Source organism: Chelativorans sp. M5D2P16 (assembly GCF_034427935.1).
Taxonomy (GTDB): Bacteria; Pseudomonadota; Alphaproteobacteria; order Rhizobiales; family Rhizobiaceae; genus Chelativorans.
On record NZ_JAXQNM010000012.1, the window covers coordinates 14,453 to 29,669 of the forward strand.

General features: G+C 64.7%; 17 protein-coding genes. 4 read left to right on the top strand and 13 right to left on the bottom strand.

Annotation, left to right across the window (positions count from 1 at the left end; genetic code table 11):
* Positions 1-5: 5 nt before the first annotated feature.
* Together SIN08_RS05815 and SIN08_RS05820 are read right to left on the bottom strand one after the other, a co-directional pair.
* Positions 6-320 carry an antibiotic biosynthesis monooxygenase gene (locus SIN08_RS05815; RefSeq protein ID WP_322450640.1) on the bottom strand — a complete coding sequence of 105 codons (315 nt, stop codon included), beginning with the start codon at positions 318-320 and terminating at the stop codon, positions 6-8.
* An 11-nt stretch (positions 321-331) separates the two neighbouring features.
* Positions 332-592 carry a hypothetical protein gene (locus SIN08_RS05820; RefSeq protein ID WP_322450641.1) on the bottom strand — a complete coding sequence of 87 codons (261 nt, stop codon included), beginning with the start codon at positions 590-592 and terminating at the stop codon, positions 332-334.
* 176 nt (positions 593-768) lie between these two features.
* Here SIN08_RS05820 and hemP point away from each other — a divergent pair, with 176 nt between their 5' ends.
* Positions 769-972 (top strand): hemin uptake protein HemP, encoded by a 204-nt coding sequence (hemP, locus tag SIN08_RS05825; protein ID WP_322450642.1) that lies wholly within the window; start codon positions 769-771, stop codon positions 970-972.
* A gap of 186 nt (positions 973-1,158) precedes the next feature.
* Here hemP and rirA read toward each other — a convergent pair whose 3' ends face one another.
* Positions 1,159-1,620 (bottom strand): iron-responsive transcriptional regulator RirA, encoded by a 462-nt coding sequence (gene rirA / locus SIN08_RS05830; RefSeq protein WP_322450643.1) that lies wholly within the window; start codon positions 1,618-1,620, stop codon positions 1,159-1,161.
* Positions 1,621-1,854: 234 nt separating this feature from the next.
* Between rirA and SIN08_RS05835 the strand changes: the two genes are divergently transcribed.
* Complete coding sequence (locus SIN08_RS05835) at positions 1,855-2,415, top strand: GNAT family N-acetyltransferase (RefSeq protein ID WP_322450644.1); 561 nt, start codon at positions 1,855-1,857, stop codon at positions 2,413-2,415.
* A gap of 112 nt (positions 2,416-2,527) precedes the next feature.
* Here SIN08_RS05835 and SIN08_RS05840 read toward each other — a convergent pair whose 3' ends face one another.
* The 10 genes from SIN08_RS05840 to ehuB all read right to left on the bottom strand — a co-directional run bounded on the left by SIN08_RS05840 (position 2,528) and on the right by ehuB (position 12,537).
* Positions 2,528-3,904, bottom strand: coding sequence for an aspartate aminotransferase family protein (locus tag SIN08_RS05840; RefSeq protein ID WP_322450645.1), 1,377 nt, complete (start codon positions 3,902-3,904; stop codon positions 2,528-2,530).
* 9 nt (positions 3,905-3,913) lie between these two features.
* The gene (locus SIN08_RS05845) at positions 3,914-5,131 is read right to left on the bottom strand and encodes a Xaa-Pro peptidase family protein (protein WP_322450646.1); all 1,218 of its coding nucleotides are present in this window, start codon (positions 5,129-5,131) and stop codon (positions 3,914-3,916) included.
* Positions 5,132-5,140: 9 nt separating this feature from the next.
* Entirely contained in the window at positions 5,141-6,625 is a 1,485-nt protein-coding gene (locus tag SIN08_RS05850; RefSeq protein WP_322450647.1) for an NAD-dependent succinate-semialdehyde dehydrogenase, read from the bottom strand.
* A gap of 123 nt (positions 6,626-6,748) precedes the next feature.
* A complete protein-coding gene (locus SIN08_RS05855) occupies positions 6,749-7,249 on the bottom strand; it encodes an Lrp/AsnC family transcriptional regulator (RefSeq protein WP_322450648.1) in 501 nt (166 codons plus the stop codon).
* A 129-nt stretch (positions 7,250-7,378) separates the two neighbouring features.
* Positions 7,379-8,368: a cyclodeaminase gene (locus SIN08_RS05860; RefSeq protein WP_322450649.1), complete on the bottom strand. Its 990-nt coding sequence runs from the start codon at positions 8,366-8,368 to the stop codon at positions 7,379-7,381.
* Positions 8,358-9,374: a hydroxyectoine utilization dehydratase EutB gene (eutB, locus tag SIN08_RS05865; RefSeq protein ID WP_322450650.1), complete on the bottom strand. Its 1,017-nt coding sequence runs from the start codon at positions 9,372-9,374 to the stop codon at positions 8,358-8,360. The genes SIN08_RS05860 and eutB overlap by 11 nt, the downstream gene beginning before the upstream one ends.
* On the bottom strand, positions 9,374-10,150 hold the full coding sequence (gene ehuA / locus SIN08_RS05870) for an ectoine/hydroxyectoine ABC transporter ATP-binding protein EhuA (RefSeq protein ID WP_322450651.1): 777 nt from the start codon (positions 10,148-10,150) through the stop codon (positions 9,374-9,376). Before ehuA ends, eutB begins: the two co-directional genes overlap by 1 nt.
* Positions 10,147-10,824 carry an ectoine/hydroxyectoine ABC transporter permease subunit EhuD gene (gene ehuD / locus SIN08_RS05875; RefSeq protein WP_322450652.1) on the bottom strand — a complete coding sequence of 226 codons (678 nt, stop codon included), beginning with the start codon at positions 10,822-10,824 and terminating at the stop codon, positions 10,147-10,149. The genes ehuA and ehuD overlap by 4 nt, the downstream gene beginning before the upstream one ends.
* Before the next feature lie 3 nt (positions 10,825-10,827).
* Positions 10,828-11,550: an ectoine/hydroxyectoine ABC transporter permease subunit EhuC gene (ehuC, locus tag SIN08_RS05880; RefSeq protein ID WP_322450653.1), complete on the bottom strand. Its 723-nt coding sequence runs from the start codon at positions 11,548-11,550 to the stop codon at positions 10,828-10,830.
* Positions 11,551-11,676: 126 nt separating this feature from the next.
* A complete protein-coding gene (ehuB, locus tag SIN08_RS05885; protein WP_322450654.1) occupies positions 11,677-12,537 on the bottom strand; it encodes an ectoine/hydroxyectoine ABC transporter substrate-binding protein EhuB in 861 nt (286 codons plus the stop codon).
* Positions 12,538-12,760: 223 nt separating this feature from the next.
* On the opposite strand from ehuB, the gene doeA reads away from it, so the two are divergent.
* Both doeA and argE read left to right on the top strand, forming a co-directional pair.
* Complete coding sequence (doeA, locus tag SIN08_RS05890; protein WP_322450655.1) at positions 12,761-13,945, top strand: ectoine hydrolase DoeA; 1,185 nt, start codon at positions 12,761-12,763, stop codon at positions 13,943-13,945.
* 111 nt (positions 13,946-14,056) lie between these two features.
* Positions 14,057-15,214, top strand: a complete 1,158-nt coding sequence (argE, locus tag SIN08_RS05895; protein ID WP_322450656.1) for an acetylornithine deacetylase — start codon at positions 14,057-14,059, stop codon at positions 15,212-15,214.
* The last annotated feature ends 3 nt before the right edge of the window (positions 15,215-15,217 follow it).

Below are 15,217 nucleotides of genomic sequence, written 5' to 3' on the forward strand. Positions count from 1 at the left end.
GGCGCTCAGGCGCCTTCGACGCTGCTGAAACCCTCGAAGATCGGCGGACCCTTGTAGAGGTCCTTGTTCTGCCCCGCGTTCTTGTGGGCTTCGCGGAAATTGTCGGATTTGGTCCAGGCGACGAAATCGTCGTGGCTGCGCCAAATGGTATGGGAGGCATAGAGGGTGTAGCCTTCATCGGCATTGTGCGGACCGCGCAACAGGCGGAACTCGACGAAACCCGGCATGTCCTCGAGGCGCGATTCGCGCCCCTTCCACACCTCCTCGAAGGCCTTTTCCGAGCCCGCGACCACCTTGAAGCGATTCATTGCGATGAACATGCCTGATCCTCTCATCTGATGCTGGCGTTGTTGATGCTGGCGTTTTTCTCGCGTGCCGTCTTCGGAGTTTTCGGAAACGGCACGACATTGCCGAGAGCCTCCGAAGTGTCCGGCGTTGCAGGGTTCGGTCCCGACTGGCCACTATAGCCGATCTCGACGACCGTCGGATCCGCGGCAATGGCTGCGCGACGGTGCAGCAACGCCGCGAGTTCGGGGTGCAGCCCGTCACCCCTTGGCGCGGCCAAACGGTGGAGTCTCTCGAAGGGAATCATGTTTCACGTCCTTTTGGCAAACGCATCCGGGGAGGGGCGAAACGACCCGTTCGGCCTCCCAGGCGATATCTTGACTTTTTCAATCAGGTATCGCAGTCTCTACAAAAGTTGATTGCGATAGTCAATAAATGCCGGGCCGGCAGCCATGCCGAACGCGCTCAAGGAGAGGGAAGACCATGAGAAGCGAGATGTCCGTTCGCAGGGAAGATTCCGTGCAGCTTACCATCAACCGGGAATACCATGGCGGCGGGACGCTTCCCGACCGCACCCTGTCCAGCATCGATCTGTTCCGCGGCCGGCGGGAAATCGCCATCGAACACGCTGGCTCCCTTTACCGCCTGAAAATCACCCGGCAGGGCAAGCTGATCCTGAACAAGTGAATGAGGCGTCCCCTCGAGGCGTCGAGGGGTGCCTGGCTTGCCCGGGAAGTTCGACATTCGGCACAGACTACGATATTCCAGCCTGAAGCGTGTGTGTGCTCCATTCTTGCGAACGCGGCGGACTTAGCTTTCGGCTAAGCCCTCAGGAATCGCAAGACAGGGTCCGCAGATGGATGCCCGCACGCCTTAATTGGCGGCCGCACGTGCCTCGGGCAATTCGATGCCGAGCAGTCCGCGCATTTGGGGTCGCTTCTCCACAAGATCGTGGATCGTGTAGGATGCCAGCACCTCGAAGAAGGCACCCAACGCCTTGCGCAGGGCCTCATTGAGGCCGCAGCTGTCCACAAGCGGGCATTCGGAGGCTTCGTTCTCGAAGCATTCCGCCATGGCGAAGTTTTCCTCCGTCACACGGACCACGTCGAACAGGGTGATATCCTTGGCCGGTTTGGCCAGCCGCACACCGCCGTTGCGGCCGCGCACCGTCTCCACGAGGCCGTTCTCGACGAGCGGCTGAAGAATCTTGAACAGGAACAGATCGGAAAGCGAATAGGCCCGCGCAATATCCGGAATTCTGCTCAGGCGGCCGTCGTTGGCCGCGCAGTACATGAGAATGCGGATCGCGTAGTTGGTTTGCCGGGTCAGACGCATAGGATCCCTTTCGCTCGTTAGCGCCCAATATGGCCCATAGATTAGAATAATTCCAGAGACGATTGCAAAAAACATGATTTTGCTCGTCATCTATACGCGGCGTGTTCCTTCTGCCCTGCAGATCGTGCATCGCTGCATTGCGCGGCGGCGAAGAGCCTTGCGGTTCAAGCGCCTTCTCCACATATGGAAGCGGAGTCGAACGGCTCGGGGAGGAACCCGCGAGGAGTGCGACTTGTGGCCCGAAAAACGAAACAGAATCAAATACCGAGCGGTATCGTTCGCCGCCTGAGACCATCCGAACTCGGTCTTTTCCGCGATCATCTCATGCGGCTGGACGCGGAAAGCCGTCGCGACCGCTTCAACGGCGCGGCGAATGACGCTTTTCTCGCTCAATATGCCGCGCGCAGCTTCCGGGACGGGGCGACGGTGATCGGCTATGTGGAGGACGGCCGGGTGCTGGGAGCGGCGGAATTGCACGAGCAAGCGGAACTCGACCCGCCCACGGCGGAAATCGCCTTCAGTGTCGAGCGCCCGTTGCAGCATCGCGGACTGGGCAGCGAACTGTTCAAGCGGCTCATCGCCCACGCCAGGGCGCTTGGCTATATGCATCTGCGCGTGACAACCCACCCGAACAATCGGGCGATGCGCGTGCTTGCGCAGAAGTTCAATGCGCTCCTGTCCTTCGCGGAGGGCGAGGCGACAGGCGTTATTGCACTTGAGCAGGCACCGATCGGCGGAGAGGAACTCGCCGGGATCTTTCCCGATCCCGGCGCCATTCACCGGCCTTCGGCTTGAGGCCATTGACCTTTCGATCGCCGCAGCACGGTGACGTTCCGGCGTGATCCCGGGATCCATGCCGGAACGGTCCAATAAGAGGGGCGGCCAGCCGGCCGCCGCCTATCGAAACTCAGCCCTTGAACACCGCCTTCACGGCTTTGGCCGTCGCGTCGACGACCTTGTCGGCCTCCTCGCGCGTGAGGCATAGAGGCGGTGCGAAGCCGAGAATGTCGCCCTGGGGCATGGCGCGGCCAATGACGCTCTCCGACAGGAGGGCGGCGGCGACCTGGGGGCCGACCTTCGCCGCCGGATCGAAGGTGCGGCGGGTTTCCTTGTCCTCGACGAACTCGACGGCGCACAGCATGCCTTCGCCACGCACCTCGCCGACATTGGGATGATCGCCGACGGCCTCTTTCATCGTTTCCACCAGATAGGCGCCTGTCTCGCCCGCATTCTCTATCAGGCCGAGGCTGTCCACCAGCTTCAGGTTGGCGATACCGGCGGCGGCGCCGATGGGATGGGCGGAGTAGGTCCAGCCATGGCCGATCGGCCCGTTCTCGTCCGTCCCGCGCTCGAGCACCTTCCACATCTTCTCACCGACGATGGAGCCGGAAAGCGGCGCATAGGCCGAGGTCAGGCCCTTGGCGATGGTGATGAGATCCGGCTCGATGCCGTAGTGGTCGGAGCCGAACATGGAGCCAAGACGGCCGAAGCCGGTCACCACCTCGTCGGCGACGAGCAGGATGTCGTGCTTCTTGAGCATCTTCTGGATCGCCTCCCAGTAGCCCGCCGGCGGCGGCACGATGCCGCCCGTCCCCAGCACCGGCTCGCCGATGAAGGCGGCGATGGTGTCGGCGCCCTCGCGCTCGATGAGCGCTTCGAGTTCCGCGGCCAGGAAGGCGGTGAAAGCTTCCTCGCTCATGGCCGGGTCCGGCCGGCGGTAATAGTAGGGGGCTTCGGTATGGATGACCGGCGCCAGCGGCAGGTCGAACTTCTTGTGGAAGCCTTCGAGCCCCGTCAGCGAACCGGTCATCAGGCCGGAGCCGTGATAGCCGCGCCAGCGCGAGATGATCTTCTTCTTCTCCGGGCGGCCCAGAACGTTGTTGTAGTACCAGATGAGCTTGACGTTCGTCTCGTTGGCGTCCGAGCCGCCGAGGCCGAAATAGACCTTGGACATGCCCTTCGGCGCCCGATCGAGGATCATCTTGGCGAGTGTGATGGACGCTTCCGTGCCGTGGCCCACATAGGCATGGTAGTAGGCGAGTTCCTTCGCCTGGGCGGCGATGGCCTCGGAAATCTCGGTGCGCCCGTAGCCGACATTGACGCAATAAAGGCCGGCGAAGGCATCGAGCAGGCGCTTGCCGTCACGGTCCTCGATATAGACGCCGCTGCCGCCGGTGACGATCCGGCTCGGGCTTTCCCCGCGCGCATGCTGGGCGAGATGCGTGGAGGGGTGGAAGAAATTCTCCCGGTCCCACTGGTCGAGCTGGTCGTTCTTCAAAAGCATGGTCGTCTCCTATTCTTTTACTGTCGGACCGAGAGGGGTTTTGGTCAGCACTTCCGCGCCGCCGGGGCCGAGAAGCACGGCGTTGGAGACGAAGAAGTCTCCCTTGCCGGTTCCCATGAGCCAGGAAAGGATGTGGAAGGTCATGCCTTCGCGGATCTCGAGGTCGGAATCGTGCCTGAGGCCGGTGACCCGGTTGCCGCCGGTCCAGGACGGCGGAAAGCCGATGCCCACGCAATAGCCGCAATGGTGGCGGCGGTGATGGGCAAGGCCGGCCTCGTCCACGACAGCCTGCCAGGCAGCATAGACGTCGCACGCGCGCGTGCCGTGGCGCAGGGCGCCGAGAACGGCGTCGAAGGCCCGCCCCGCCACTTCCGCCATTCGCGCGTCCTCCTCGCGGATCGAACCGACATGGACGAGGCGCCCGAGCGGCGCATGATAGCGGCTGACGCAGCCGGACAGTTCGATGAAGACCGGCTCGCCCGCACGATAGGTGTCGTTGCCCCAGGTGGCGTGTTCCTCACCCAGCCGCGGGCCGGGGCGGATGAACGGGCCGAAACCGGGCACCTCGCCGCCGGCGCGGATCATCGTCGCGTGGCATTCCGCCACGACGTCGCGTTCGGCGACACCGTCATTTATGGCATCTATGGCGGCCGTGGCGGCAGCATCCGATATCGCGGCCGCCTTGCGCATCAACGCCTGCTCGGCCGGCGATTTGACGAGTCGCAGTTCATCGACGAGGCCGGTGATGTCCACCCAGTGGACATCGGAAAGGCTTTCGCGGAGCGCGTAGCCAAAGCCGTAGGAGTGCCCGGACGACCAGGTTTCCACGCCGATGCGCATGGCGCCGTCACTCTGTTCCTCGATCTCGGCGACCACGACCTTGAGCACGGCCCGCGAGCGGTCCTTGGCTGCCAGTGAATCCTTGAGGAAGCGCACCGCCAGATCGGCGGCCGTCTCGTTGTCGGCATGTCCCTGAAAGAGCGCGTTGCGCACCTGCCGCTCGATGGAGACGCGCTCCATCTGGCGGGTGATCAGCACCATCTCACCCTCGGGCGGGACGACAAGCAGATGCGGCGCGAAATACCCCCAGTGGTCGAGGCCGGTCAGATAGAAGATGTTTTCCGGCGTCGACAGGAGCACCATGTCGAGCCGGCGCTCGGCCATGGCGGCCCGCACGGTTTCAAGCCGGTTGCCGAGTTCCTCGTCTGTGAAGGGGTTGGCGAACATCGACGATCCTCAAGGCGTGTCGCAGCACACATATTTCACGTTGGTGAATTCCTCCATTCCCATGCGGGAGCCCTCGCGGCCGAGGCCGGCCTGCTTGACCCCGCCGAAGGGGATGGGTGCGCCGGTGATCTTGGTGCGGTTGACCGCGACCATGCCGAACTCGAGGCCGCGCGAGAAGCGGGCGATGCGGGCGGGGTCCTGCGTGTGGACATAGGCCACGAGCCCGGTCTCCGTGTCGTTGGCGCGGGCCAGGACGTCGTCTTCGTCATCGAAGGGCACGAAGGCCGCAACGGGGCCGAAGGTCTCCTCATGGAGGACCAGCGCATCCTCCGGCACATCCGCGAGCACCGTCGGCCGGAAGAAGTTCGCACCCGCCTCGGTCCGCTTGCCGCCGGCGAGCAGGCGCGCGCCCCTTTCGACCGCATCCGCCACATGTTCTTCCTGCTTGGCGACTGCCCGTTCGTTGACGAGCGGGCCGATATCGGGATCGGAAAGTCCCGTGCCGACCGTCATCGCCTGTACTTTCCTGGTGAAGGCGGCGAGGAAGGCATCATAGATCGGTCGCTCGATATAGAAGCGGTTGGCCGCCAGACAATCCTGGCCGGAGGTGGCGAATTTCGCCGTGATTGCGCTGTCCACTGCCCGGTCGAGATCGCAATCGGCAAAGGCGATGAAGGGCGCGTGGCCGCCGAGCTCCATGACCAGTTTCTTCACCGTTGCGGCGGACTGGCCGTAAAGCAGACGTCCGATCTCCGTCGAGCCGGTGAAGGACAGCACACGTACCTTCGGCGAAGCCGTCATCGCGCCGACCACTTCGGACGCCTTGCCCGTGAGCACGTTGAAGACGCCGGCGGGAAGCCCCGCGCGCTCTGCCAGTTCGGCGAGCGCCAGCGCCGAGAAGGGCGTTTCGGAGGAGGGGTGGGCGACCACCGTGCAGCCGGCTGCAAGGGCCGCCGCGGCCTTGCGCGTCAGCATCGCGGCGGGGAAGTTCCACGGCGTGACGAGCCCCGCCACGCCGGCCGGCTCGCGGGAGATCCGTATCTCGGCGCCGGGCAGGTGAGAGGTCACGCTCTCCACGTTCAGCCGCTTTGCCTCTTCGGCGTAGAACTCGATGAAGGATGCCGCATAGTCGATCTCGCCACGGGCCTCCGAAAGCGGCTTGCCCTGTTCCAGCACCATCAGGTGGGCAAGGTCCTCGCGGGCATCGACGATCAGGGCGTGCCAGCGTTTCAAAAGTCCGCTGCGCTCCTGGGGCAGGCGCGCCGACCATCCGGCGAAGGCACGGTGGGCGGCCTCGATGGCAGCCTCGGCCTGGGCGGCGGCGAGCGCGGGTACGGCGCCGAGGCGGGCGCCGTCGGCCGGATTGGTGACGTCGAGCGCGCGGTCGCCTTCGGCGGCGATCCAGCGGCCGTTCACATAGGCATATTCGCGGAAGAGGCGCGGGTCGCGCAGGTGAGAGAGGTCGGTCTTTTCGAGTGCGGCAAGGGCGGACATGGGCTCACTCCCTAATCGGATCGCGCTGATACTGCCCATGAAATGGGGCCGAAGGACCCAAAAAAACCGCTGTAAGCGCGGCCTCCCGCCAATGATCTTTCTAAAGTGAACAGGTTCTTGGCGTTATTTCTTCTGCGGAGTGGTTTCGCCTGCCGCAAGGAGTTCGATAGGAAGGCTTTTCGGCTGCTTGACGGGCTTGGTCACGATATAGGTGAAGTAGCGCACGAGCCCCAGTCGCGCCTCCAGAAGCTGGTCGACGAGGCGCTGATAGGCGTCGATGTCGGGCGCGACAACCTGCAGGATGTAGTCGAAGCCGCCGCCCACGGCCCAGCAGCCGACGATCTCGTCGATGTTCTTCACCCAGCGCTCGAAGAGCTGGAAGTTTTCCGCCCGGTGCCCCTCCAGTTCCGCGGCCATGAAAACGACGACATGGGGCGCGATGCGGTTGAGCGCGACGTCTGCGCGATAGCCGGTGATGATGCCGGCGTTCTCGAGCCGCTTGAGCCGCTCCCAGCAGGGTGCGGGCGTGAGGTTCACCCGCTCGGCCAGCGCCGTCTTGGAGATCCGGCCTTCCTTCTGGAGGATGGCGAGGATTTTCAGGTCGCGGTCGTCGAGTTTCAGCATTCAAGGGTTCCTGCCTGGAAGAGGGCGCGCGAATACAGACGAGACCCTTCCCGTCCCCCTTCCGTATCCATGCCTGAACACCGTTGACAAGGGCTTGCGCACGAAGCGAAGCCGCGCAGACCGGGCAATCTAGCTCCTTATCATGCTCCCGGCGCCCGCCTCCTTCGCCTGCTTCAGCGCAAAGGTGGCGATCGCAGTGTCCTGGGCACCGGTGCCAGTGAGATCGCAGATGGTCACCTGGTCCTGGCTCGTCCGGCCGGTCCTGCCGTTGACGATCTCGCCGAGTTCCGTCGGCGTGCCGCCCCGCCACAGGCCGGCAGCAACGGCGGAACGCAATTCGCCCAGCTTTTCGCACTGGCTCGCACGGTCCGCAACGTAGAGACCGGCTGCGACGAGGGCGCGGGGGTCGATTTCGTTCTTTCCCTCCTGGTCGGACCCCATGGCTGTGACATGCAGGCCCGGATGCAGCCAGTCGGCCTTCAGGATCGGCTCCTCGGCGGGCGTGGTGGTCACGACGAGCTGGCTTTCGGCCACCAGCCGGGCCGGGTCGCCTTCCGCCTGCGCCTCGATGCCGGTTGCTGCGGCGATGTCCTTCGCGCAAGCCTCGGCCCTCTCCCGGTCGCGGCCCCAGACGAGGACGCGCTTGAAGGGGCGGACGAGGCGTGCGGCCTCGATCTGCAGGCGCGCCTGAAGCCCGGTGCCCATCACGCCGGCCGTCTCCACGTTCTGCGGCGCCAGATGCTTCGCCGCCACCGCACCGGCCGCCGCCGTGCGGATGTCGGTCAGATAGCCGTTGTCGAGCAGCAGGGCCTCCACGAGCCCGGTCCTGGCGGAAAACAGGATCATCAGCCCGTTGAGGCTCGGCAGCCCGATCTTGGGATTGTCGAAGAAGCCGGGGCTCACCTTAATGGCGAAGCCGTCGAAGCCGGGGATATAGGCGGTTTTCACGTCCACCTCGCCATTGGCTTCTGCGATCGCCATGGACAGGATCGGCGGCATGACCACCTTGCCGGTGCCGAGTGCGGCAAAGGCCTGCGCGACCACTTTCACCGCCTCCGTATCGAGACGGACGGCGTTGCGCAGTTCAGGTTCGGTCAGGATGAAAATGTCATGCGCCATATCGAGTGCCTTTAAGCAAATACTCGCCTAGCCGCACGTCGCGGCCGCTTGCGATATCGGTGAAGACGGCCATATCCACGTTGCGTCCGGTTATGATGCTCGCCACCGGGCCGTTCAGACCGTCCAGCTTGTCCGAGAGCAGCGCGGCCGCGCCCACGGCACTTGCACCCTCGCAGACGATCCGGTCCTCGAAATAGTGGACCTGCATCGCCCGGTAAATCTCGTCCTCGGTGACCAGGACCACTTCGTCGAGGCAATCGCGGCAAAGCGCGAAGGAGTGGCGGTTGTCGTCGCCGAGGCCGCCGCCGAGCGAATCCGCGAGGCTTTCGACCTCCGTGACCGGGACCGGCTTGCCCGCCTCCAGCGCGGCGTGCATGGCCGCGCCACGGTCCATGGTGATGCCGATCACGCGGACGGATGGCTTGATGCGTTTCAGCGCGAAACCGATGCCGGCGGCCAGCCCGCCGCCTGAAAGCGGGATGAGGACCGTCTCCAGATCCGGCCGCTGCTCCAAAAGCTCGAGACCGATCATGCCCTGGCCGGCGATGACGCGCAGATCGTCGAAGGGCGGGATTTCGGCGAGGCCCTCCTCGCGCGCCAGGCGGCTGCTTTCCACGTGCGCCTCGTCCTGGCTGCGGCCGACGATGCGGGCTTCGGCGCCGAGCGCCCGGATGCCGTCTACTTTCGCCTGCGGGACGAGGCTCGACATGCAGATGACGGCGCGCAGGCCGCGGGCGGCGGCGGCGTAGGCGACGGCGCGGCCGTGATTGCCGGTGGAGCAGCAGGTCACGCCCGCCGCGTCCTCGGGCAGGGCGAGAACGGCGTTGGCCGCGCCACGCAGCTTGAAGGCGCCGGTGGCCTGGGCGATCTCCAGCTTGAGCAGCACGTCGTGGCCGGCGATCCGGGCGAGGAAAGGGGAGGGGACGAGCGGCGTGTCCAGCGTGGCGGTGCCGGCAATCCGCCGGCGCGCCGCCAGGATGTCGGCCAGCGAAAGCGTCGTTACCACTAGCTTGCCTCCAGAACGGCGCTCAGGAACTGGCGCGTGCGCTCTTCCTTGGGGTCGTTGAAGATCTCGTCGGGCTTGCCGGATTCGGCGATCCTGCCGCCGTAGAAGAAGCAGACGCGGTCGGCGAACTCTCTGGCGAAGCCCATCTGGTGGGTGACCATGAGCATGGTCAGGCTGTGCTCGGTGCCGAGCTTGCGGATGACGTTGAGCACCTCGCCGACGAGTTCCGGATCGAGTGCGGAGGTCACCTCGTCGAAGAGCATCACCTTGGGCCGCATGGCAAGCGCGCGGGCGATGGCCACGCGCTGCTGCTGGCCGCCGGAAAGCTGGCTGGGATACTGATCTCTCTTGTCGCCGAGCCCCACCATGTCGAGGAGTTCCGTGGCCCGTTCCGCCGCCGCCTTCCTGGAAAGGCCCAGCACGTGGAGCGGCGCTTCCATGCAGTTCTTGAGCGCCGACATGTGCGGGAAAAGGTTGAAGTGCTGGAAGACCATGCCGACGTTGCCGCGCACACGGCGTAGGTAGCGCTCATCGGCCGGCACCAGCTTGCCGTTCTTCTGCATATGCGTCATCGGCTCGCCGTCGACATAGATGACTCCCTCGTTGATGCGCTCCAGCGTCATCAGCATGCGCAGCACCGTCGTCTTGCCGGAGCCGGACGGGCCGATGATGGCCACCTTCTCGTTGGGGGCGATTTCCAGATTGAGCGAGTCGAGCACGGTCAGGGAGCCGTAGCGCTTGGTCACATTGTCGAACTTGACCATGGGAGTCGTCATCGCGCGCCTCCGGGATTGCGCAGGGTGCGGTTGAGATAGGCCTCCACCCGGCGGATCAATGCCGCCGCGACCAGGCTCATGACCAGGAAGAACGCCCCGACGATCGTGATTGGCTCGACATATCGGAAGCTTTCGGATCCCAGGATCTTGGCGGTCTGCATGAGTTCCAGCACCGCGATGGCCGAAAGCAGCGGCGTCTCCTTGAAAAGGGCCACCAGATAGTTGCCGAGCGCCGGCACCACGGGCGGAATCGCCTGCGGGATGATGATGTCGCGGAAGGTGATGTAGGGGCTTAGATTGAGCGCGATGGAGGCCTCCCATTGTCCGCTGGGTATGTTTTCGAGCCCGGCGCGGTAAACCTCCGAGCAGTAGGAGCCGTAGTGCAGGCCGAGCGCGATCACCCCGGCGACCATGGCCGGCAGGACGACGCCGAATTCGGGAAAGACGAAATAGATGAAGAAGATCTGGATCAGCACCGGCGTCGAGCGAATGAACTCGACGAATCCGGCCGTGGGAATGGAAATCCAGTTCGTCTTGGACATGCGCATGATGGCGAGCACCAGGCCGAGAACGGCGGCCAGGATGAAGCCCAGTACCGTCGCCTGTATGGTGACCAGCGAAGCGCGCAGCAGCGCCGGCATTATTTCCCAGACGTAGCTCCAATCCCAGAACATCGCTCATCTCCCCCGCGCGATGCCGCGTGCAGCGATGGTCTCGAGCGTGCGCGTGCCGACGGTGATGACGATGGAGATCGCCAGATACATGACCAGAACGATTGTGAAGATCTCGACCGTGCGGAACGTGATCTGGTTCATCTGCTGTGCTTTGAAGGTGAGGTCGGAAATCGTGATGAGCGAGACGAGTGCCGTCGCCTTCAGGAGCTCGATGAAGAGATTGCCCCACGGCGGGATCATCGCCACGAAAGCCTGCGGCAGAATGATCCGGCGCAATGCCAGTGCCCGCGGCATGTTGAGCGCGACGGACGCTTCCCACTGGCCGCGCGGTACGGAATTCACCGCGCCGCGCACGACTTCGGCGCCGTAGGCGCCCACATTGAGCCCCAGGGCGGCGATGGCCACGGTCATAGGATCGAGCACGACGCCGAAATGGGGCAGCACGAAAAAAAGCCAGAAAAGCTGGACCAGCGCCGAGGTGCCGCGGAAGATCTCGATGTAAGCGACGGCCAGCCAGCGGATCGGGCCGAGACCGTACATTTTGGCCATCGCGCCGATCAGCGCCATGACGACGGCGAGCAGCGAGCCGCCGACGGTGATCTGGATTGTGACCCAGGCGCCCTGGAGGAGGCCTGGGATGAATTCTCGGAAGCCTGCGAAGCTGGAGACCGCCAGGCCCGCGGTGAAGAAGACGATTGCGCAAACCGCGAGCTGGCGAAGTTGCATCGCGAACCCTCACATCCCCCGATTACAACCGCTTGATCGGCGCGGTCCTTTCCCCACCGCTTCTGCGGGAGCCTCGATTCGAGGCGGCCCGGCCGAAGCCGGTGCCGCCGTTCTCTCTCGCCGGCCTTATCCGTCGCCCGAGCAGAGTTCCTCGGTCGTCTGCGTGGGCAGATAGCCTTCACCGAAGCCGAACTGCGACACGAGCTCGATATGCTCCTCGGTGCCGATGAAGTCCGTCAGGTGGCTGTTGAACTCCTCCAGCAGCGCTTCGTCCTCCTTGCGGAAGGCAAAGCCGCCGTGGCCCATCACGGATTCGCCGGCGACCTCGGCGAAGGGCTCGGTGGATTCCACGCCCTCGTTGTTTTCCGCCATGCGCTGGATGGACAGGGCGGTCAGCGCGGCCGCATCGGCGCGACCGGCCCGCACGGCGCTCACCAGGCTGGCCTGGTCGGGCAGAACCACGAGCTGGTCCTCCGGAATTCCCGCTGTCTCTGCATAGCCGGCCTCCACGGCACCGGCCATGACGGCGAGGGTCAGGTCGCCGTTTTCCGCGATGGAGCCGTAGTCGGTGATGTTTTCGGGATTGCCCTCGGCGACGAGGAGCGCCTGCCCGATACCGTAGGATGGTTCGGAAAAGGCGACCTGCTCGCAGCGCTCCGGCGTGATGAACATGCCGGCGGCGATGATGTCGAAGCGGCCCGCCTGGAGGCCGGGGATCAGCGATCCGAACTCGGTGAGCACGCCGTCGACTTCATCTATGCCCATGCGGGAAAGGATTTCCTTTGCGACCTCCGGTGATTCACCGGTCAATTCACCGGCGGGCGTGGCGAAGCCATAAGGCGCCTCGTTGGCGAATCCGACGCGGATATAGCCCTGCTCGCGCGCGCGCTCCAGCGTGTCCTGCGCGGAAGCGGCGGTGGCGAACGTACCCAGTGACGCCGCCACGGCACCCAGCGCCACCATTCCCTTCAGAACAGTCCGTCTCATGGTGTCTCCCCTGCGTTTTCGTGAAAAATGAAATTGCTGGCCGACACAGCCTGTTGTATACATCATCACGCGTGTCGAGCGCTTGTCAACGGGCCTTCGACAACGCGGAAGGTTCAACAGAGTTCCCAATTATTTCAAACAGAAACGGTTAGCATCGCCCGGCAACCATGGCGCGTGGGACGCGTCGGAATGCCGGGAAGCCTTGCGTGGTTCCGGAGGTCTCATGCCCGCATCCGTCCTGCCTTTCTCCCTTCAGGAATATGCCACCCGCCTCGACAAGACGCGTCAGGCGATGGAAGCCAAGGGAATCGATATCCTGTTCGTCGAGGATCCGTCCAACATGGCCTGGCTGACCGGCTATGACGGCTGGTCCTTCTATGTCCATCAGGGTGTCCTGGTCTTCAAGGAGAGCGACCCGATCTGGTGGGGGCGGTCGATGGACGGCAATGGCGCCGTACGCACCTGCTACATGGATGACGAGCGGGTGCTGCGCTATCCCGATCACTATGTACAGGCCAATTCGCTGCATCCCATGCAGCATCTTGCGGAGATTATCCGCGCCCACGGCTACGGCAACCAGCGCATCGGCGTGGAACTGGAGAACTATTATTTCTCCGCGAAGGCGTATCTGGTCCTCAAGGAAGAGCTCCCGGACGCCAAATTCGTCGACGCCACCGGGCTGGTGAACTGGCAGCGCGCCGTCAAGTCGGACGAGGAACTGGTCTTCATGCGCCGCGCGGCGCGCATTTCCGAAAAGATGATCGACGGCATCGTCGAGCGCATCGAGCCGGGCATGAAGAAGAACGACCTGGTGGCCGAGATCTATGCCGACGCCATCCGCGGCGTCGACGACGACTGGGGCGAGTATCCGGCGATCGTGCCGCTTCTGCCCACCGGTTCGGACGCCGCCGCCCCGCACCTGACCTGGGACGGGCGTCGCTTCGAGCAGGGGCACGCGACGTTCTTCGAGATCGCCGGCTGTTACCGCCGTTACCACACGCCCTTCTGCCGCACCGTCTTCCTCGGCACGCCCCCGCAATACATGCTCGAGGCGGAAAAGGCACTGGTGGAGGGGATCGAGGCCGGCCTCGACATCGCCCGTGCCGGCAATCGCGCCGGCCAGGTCGCCGAAGCGCTCTACGGCGCGCTGGAAAAGGCCGGCATCAACCGCGACGGGCGCTGCGGTTATTCCATCGGTATCTCCTATCCGCCGGACTGGGGCGAGCGCACCATCTCTTTCCGCCGCGAGGACGAGACTATCCTAGAGCCGGGCATGACGTTCCATTTCATGCCGGGTCTGTGGATGGCCGACTGGGGCCTGGAGATCACGGAGACCATCCTCATCAGGGAGGAAGGCCCGGCGGAGACCCTTTGCAAGCGGCCGCGCGAGCTTATCGTGAAGGAATAGACGCCGCCGGCGTTTCATGATCAATGTCGCGGACTGCGCCTTCGGCGGTGCGGCGGGTTTCGTCCGACCCCGCACCGCCGGCGCCCCCGCGCTGGAATGCAGGACCGACGCATGGCCGATATCGCACGAACGAGAGATATTCTTGCCGATCTGGTGGCGTTCCCGACCGTTTCGGCCGACAGCAATCTGGGGCTCATCGCCTATGCCGGCGAGATCCTGAGCGAGGCCGGTGCGCGGCTTTCGATCCACCATGACGAAAGCGGCACCAAGGCCAATCTTTTCGCCACCCTCGGGCCGGAGGGCGACGGCGGCATCGTCCTTTCGGGACACACCGACGTCGTGCCCGTGGAAGGGCAGGACTGGACGGGCGACCCCTTTCGCCTGCGCGAGGCGGACGGGCGGCTCTACGGGCGCGGCACATGCGACATGAAGGGCTTCATCGCCTGCTGCCTCGCCATGGCGCCCGTCTTCGCCGAAAGGACGCTCAAGCGGCCCCTGCATTTCGCCTTCACCTATGATGAGGAGGTGGGCTGCTTCGGCGCGCGGGCGCTGATGGAGGATCTGAAGCGCGCGCAGATACGCCCCGCGGCGGCCATCATCGGCGAGCCGACCCTGATGCGCATCATCGAGGGGCACAAGGGCTGCTACGAGTATACGACCGAATTCCGCGGCCTCGAGGGCCACGGCTCCGACCCCGACCGTGGCGTCAATGCGGTGGAATATGCCGTGCGCTACGTTTCGCGCCTGATGGCGCTGGCGGAGGATCTCAAGGCTCGCGCACCGGCGGAAAGCCCTTTCCGGCCGCCCTGGACGACGCTGCAGGTCGGCCTCATGCAAGGGGGAGCGGCCCGCAACGTCATTCCCGGACATTGCGCCGTGGAATGGGAGATGCGCCCCGTGCAGGAGGCCGATGCCGCATTCGTGAAGGACAACATCCAGGCCTATATCGACGCGGTGCTGCGCCCGGCCATGCAGGCGGTCTCGCGCGAGGCGGACATCGTCACCCATGTGGTCGGCGAGGTGGAGGGACTGGAGCCGGCTACCCGATCGGAGGCCCGGCGCATCGTCTGCGAACTGACCGGCCTCACCGAGGCGGAGGTGGTGGCCTTCGGCACCGAGGCGGGTCTCTTCCAGAGCGCAGGCGTCTCCGCCGTCATCTGCGGCCCCGGTTCGATCGCGCAGGCGCATAAGCCCGACGAGTTCGTTGCCGTCGAGCAGCTCTCCGCCTGCCTCGGTATGCTCGAGCGGCTCACGGCGAAACTGGTGTGAACA

What these genes read in the sequence shown, in the direction of transcription:
- SIN08_RS05850 (WP_322450647.1), bottom strand. Translation starts at nt 6,625, where the DNA reads ATGTCCGCCCTTGCCGCACTCGAAAAGACCGACCTCTCTCACCTGCGC.
- ehuA (WP_322450651.1), bottom strand. Translation starts at nt 10,150, where the DNA reads ATGACGACTCCCATGGTCAAGTTCGACAATGTGACCAAGCGCTACGGC.
- SIN08_RS05840 (WP_322450645.1), bottom strand. Translation starts at nt 3,904, where the DNA reads ATGCTTTTGAAGAACGACCAGCTCGACCAGTGGGACCGGGAGAATTTC.
- SIN08_RS05855 (WP_322450648.1), bottom strand. Translation starts at nt 7,249, where the DNA reads ATGCTGAAACTCGACGACCGCGACCTGAAAATCCTCGCCATCCTCCAG.
- hemP (WP_322450642.1), top strand. Translation starts at nt 769, where the DNA reads ATGAGAAGCGAGATGTCCGTTCGCAGGGAAGATTCCGTGCAGCTTACC.
- SIN08_RS05845 (WP_322450646.1), bottom strand. Translation starts at nt 5,131, where the DNA reads ATGTTCGCCAACCCCTTCACAGACGAGGAACTCGGCAACCGGCTTGAA.
- ehuD (WP_322450652.1), bottom strand. Translation starts at nt 10,824, where the DNA reads ATGTTCTGGGATTGGAGCTACGTCTGGGAAATAATGCCGGCGCTGCTG.
- ehuB (WP_322450654.1), bottom strand. Translation starts at nt 12,537, where the DNA reads ATGAGACGGACTGTTCTGAAGGGAATGGTGGCGCTGGGTGCCGTGGCG.
- argE (WP_322450656.1), top strand. Translation starts at nt 14,057, where the DNA reads ATGGCCGATATCGCACGAACGAGAGATATTCTTGCCGATCTGGTGGCG.
- SIN08_RS05820 (WP_322450641.1), bottom strand. Translation starts at nt 592, where the DNA reads ATGATTCCCTTCGAGAGACTCCACCGTTTGGCCGCGCCAAGGGGTGAC.
- doeA (WP_322450655.1), top strand. Translation starts at nt 12,761, where the DNA reads ATGCCCGCATCCGTCCTGCCTTTCTCCCTTCAGGAATATGCCACCCGC.
- SIN08_RS05815 (WP_322450640.1), bottom strand. Translation starts at nt 320, where the DNA reads ATGTTCATCGCAATGAATCGCTTCAAGGTGGTCGCGGGCTCGGAAAAG.
- rirA (WP_322450643.1), bottom strand. Translation starts at nt 1,620, where the DNA reads ATGCGTCTGACCCGGCAAACCAACTACGCGATCCGCATTCTCATGTAC.
- ehuC (WP_322450653.1), bottom strand. Translation starts at nt 11,550, where the DNA reads ATGCAACTTCGCCAGCTCGCGGTTTGCGCAATCGTCTTCTTCACCGCG.
- SIN08_RS05860 (WP_322450649.1), bottom strand. Translation starts at nt 8,368, where the DNA reads ATGGCGCATGACATTTTCATCCTGACCGAACCTGAACTGCGCAACGCC.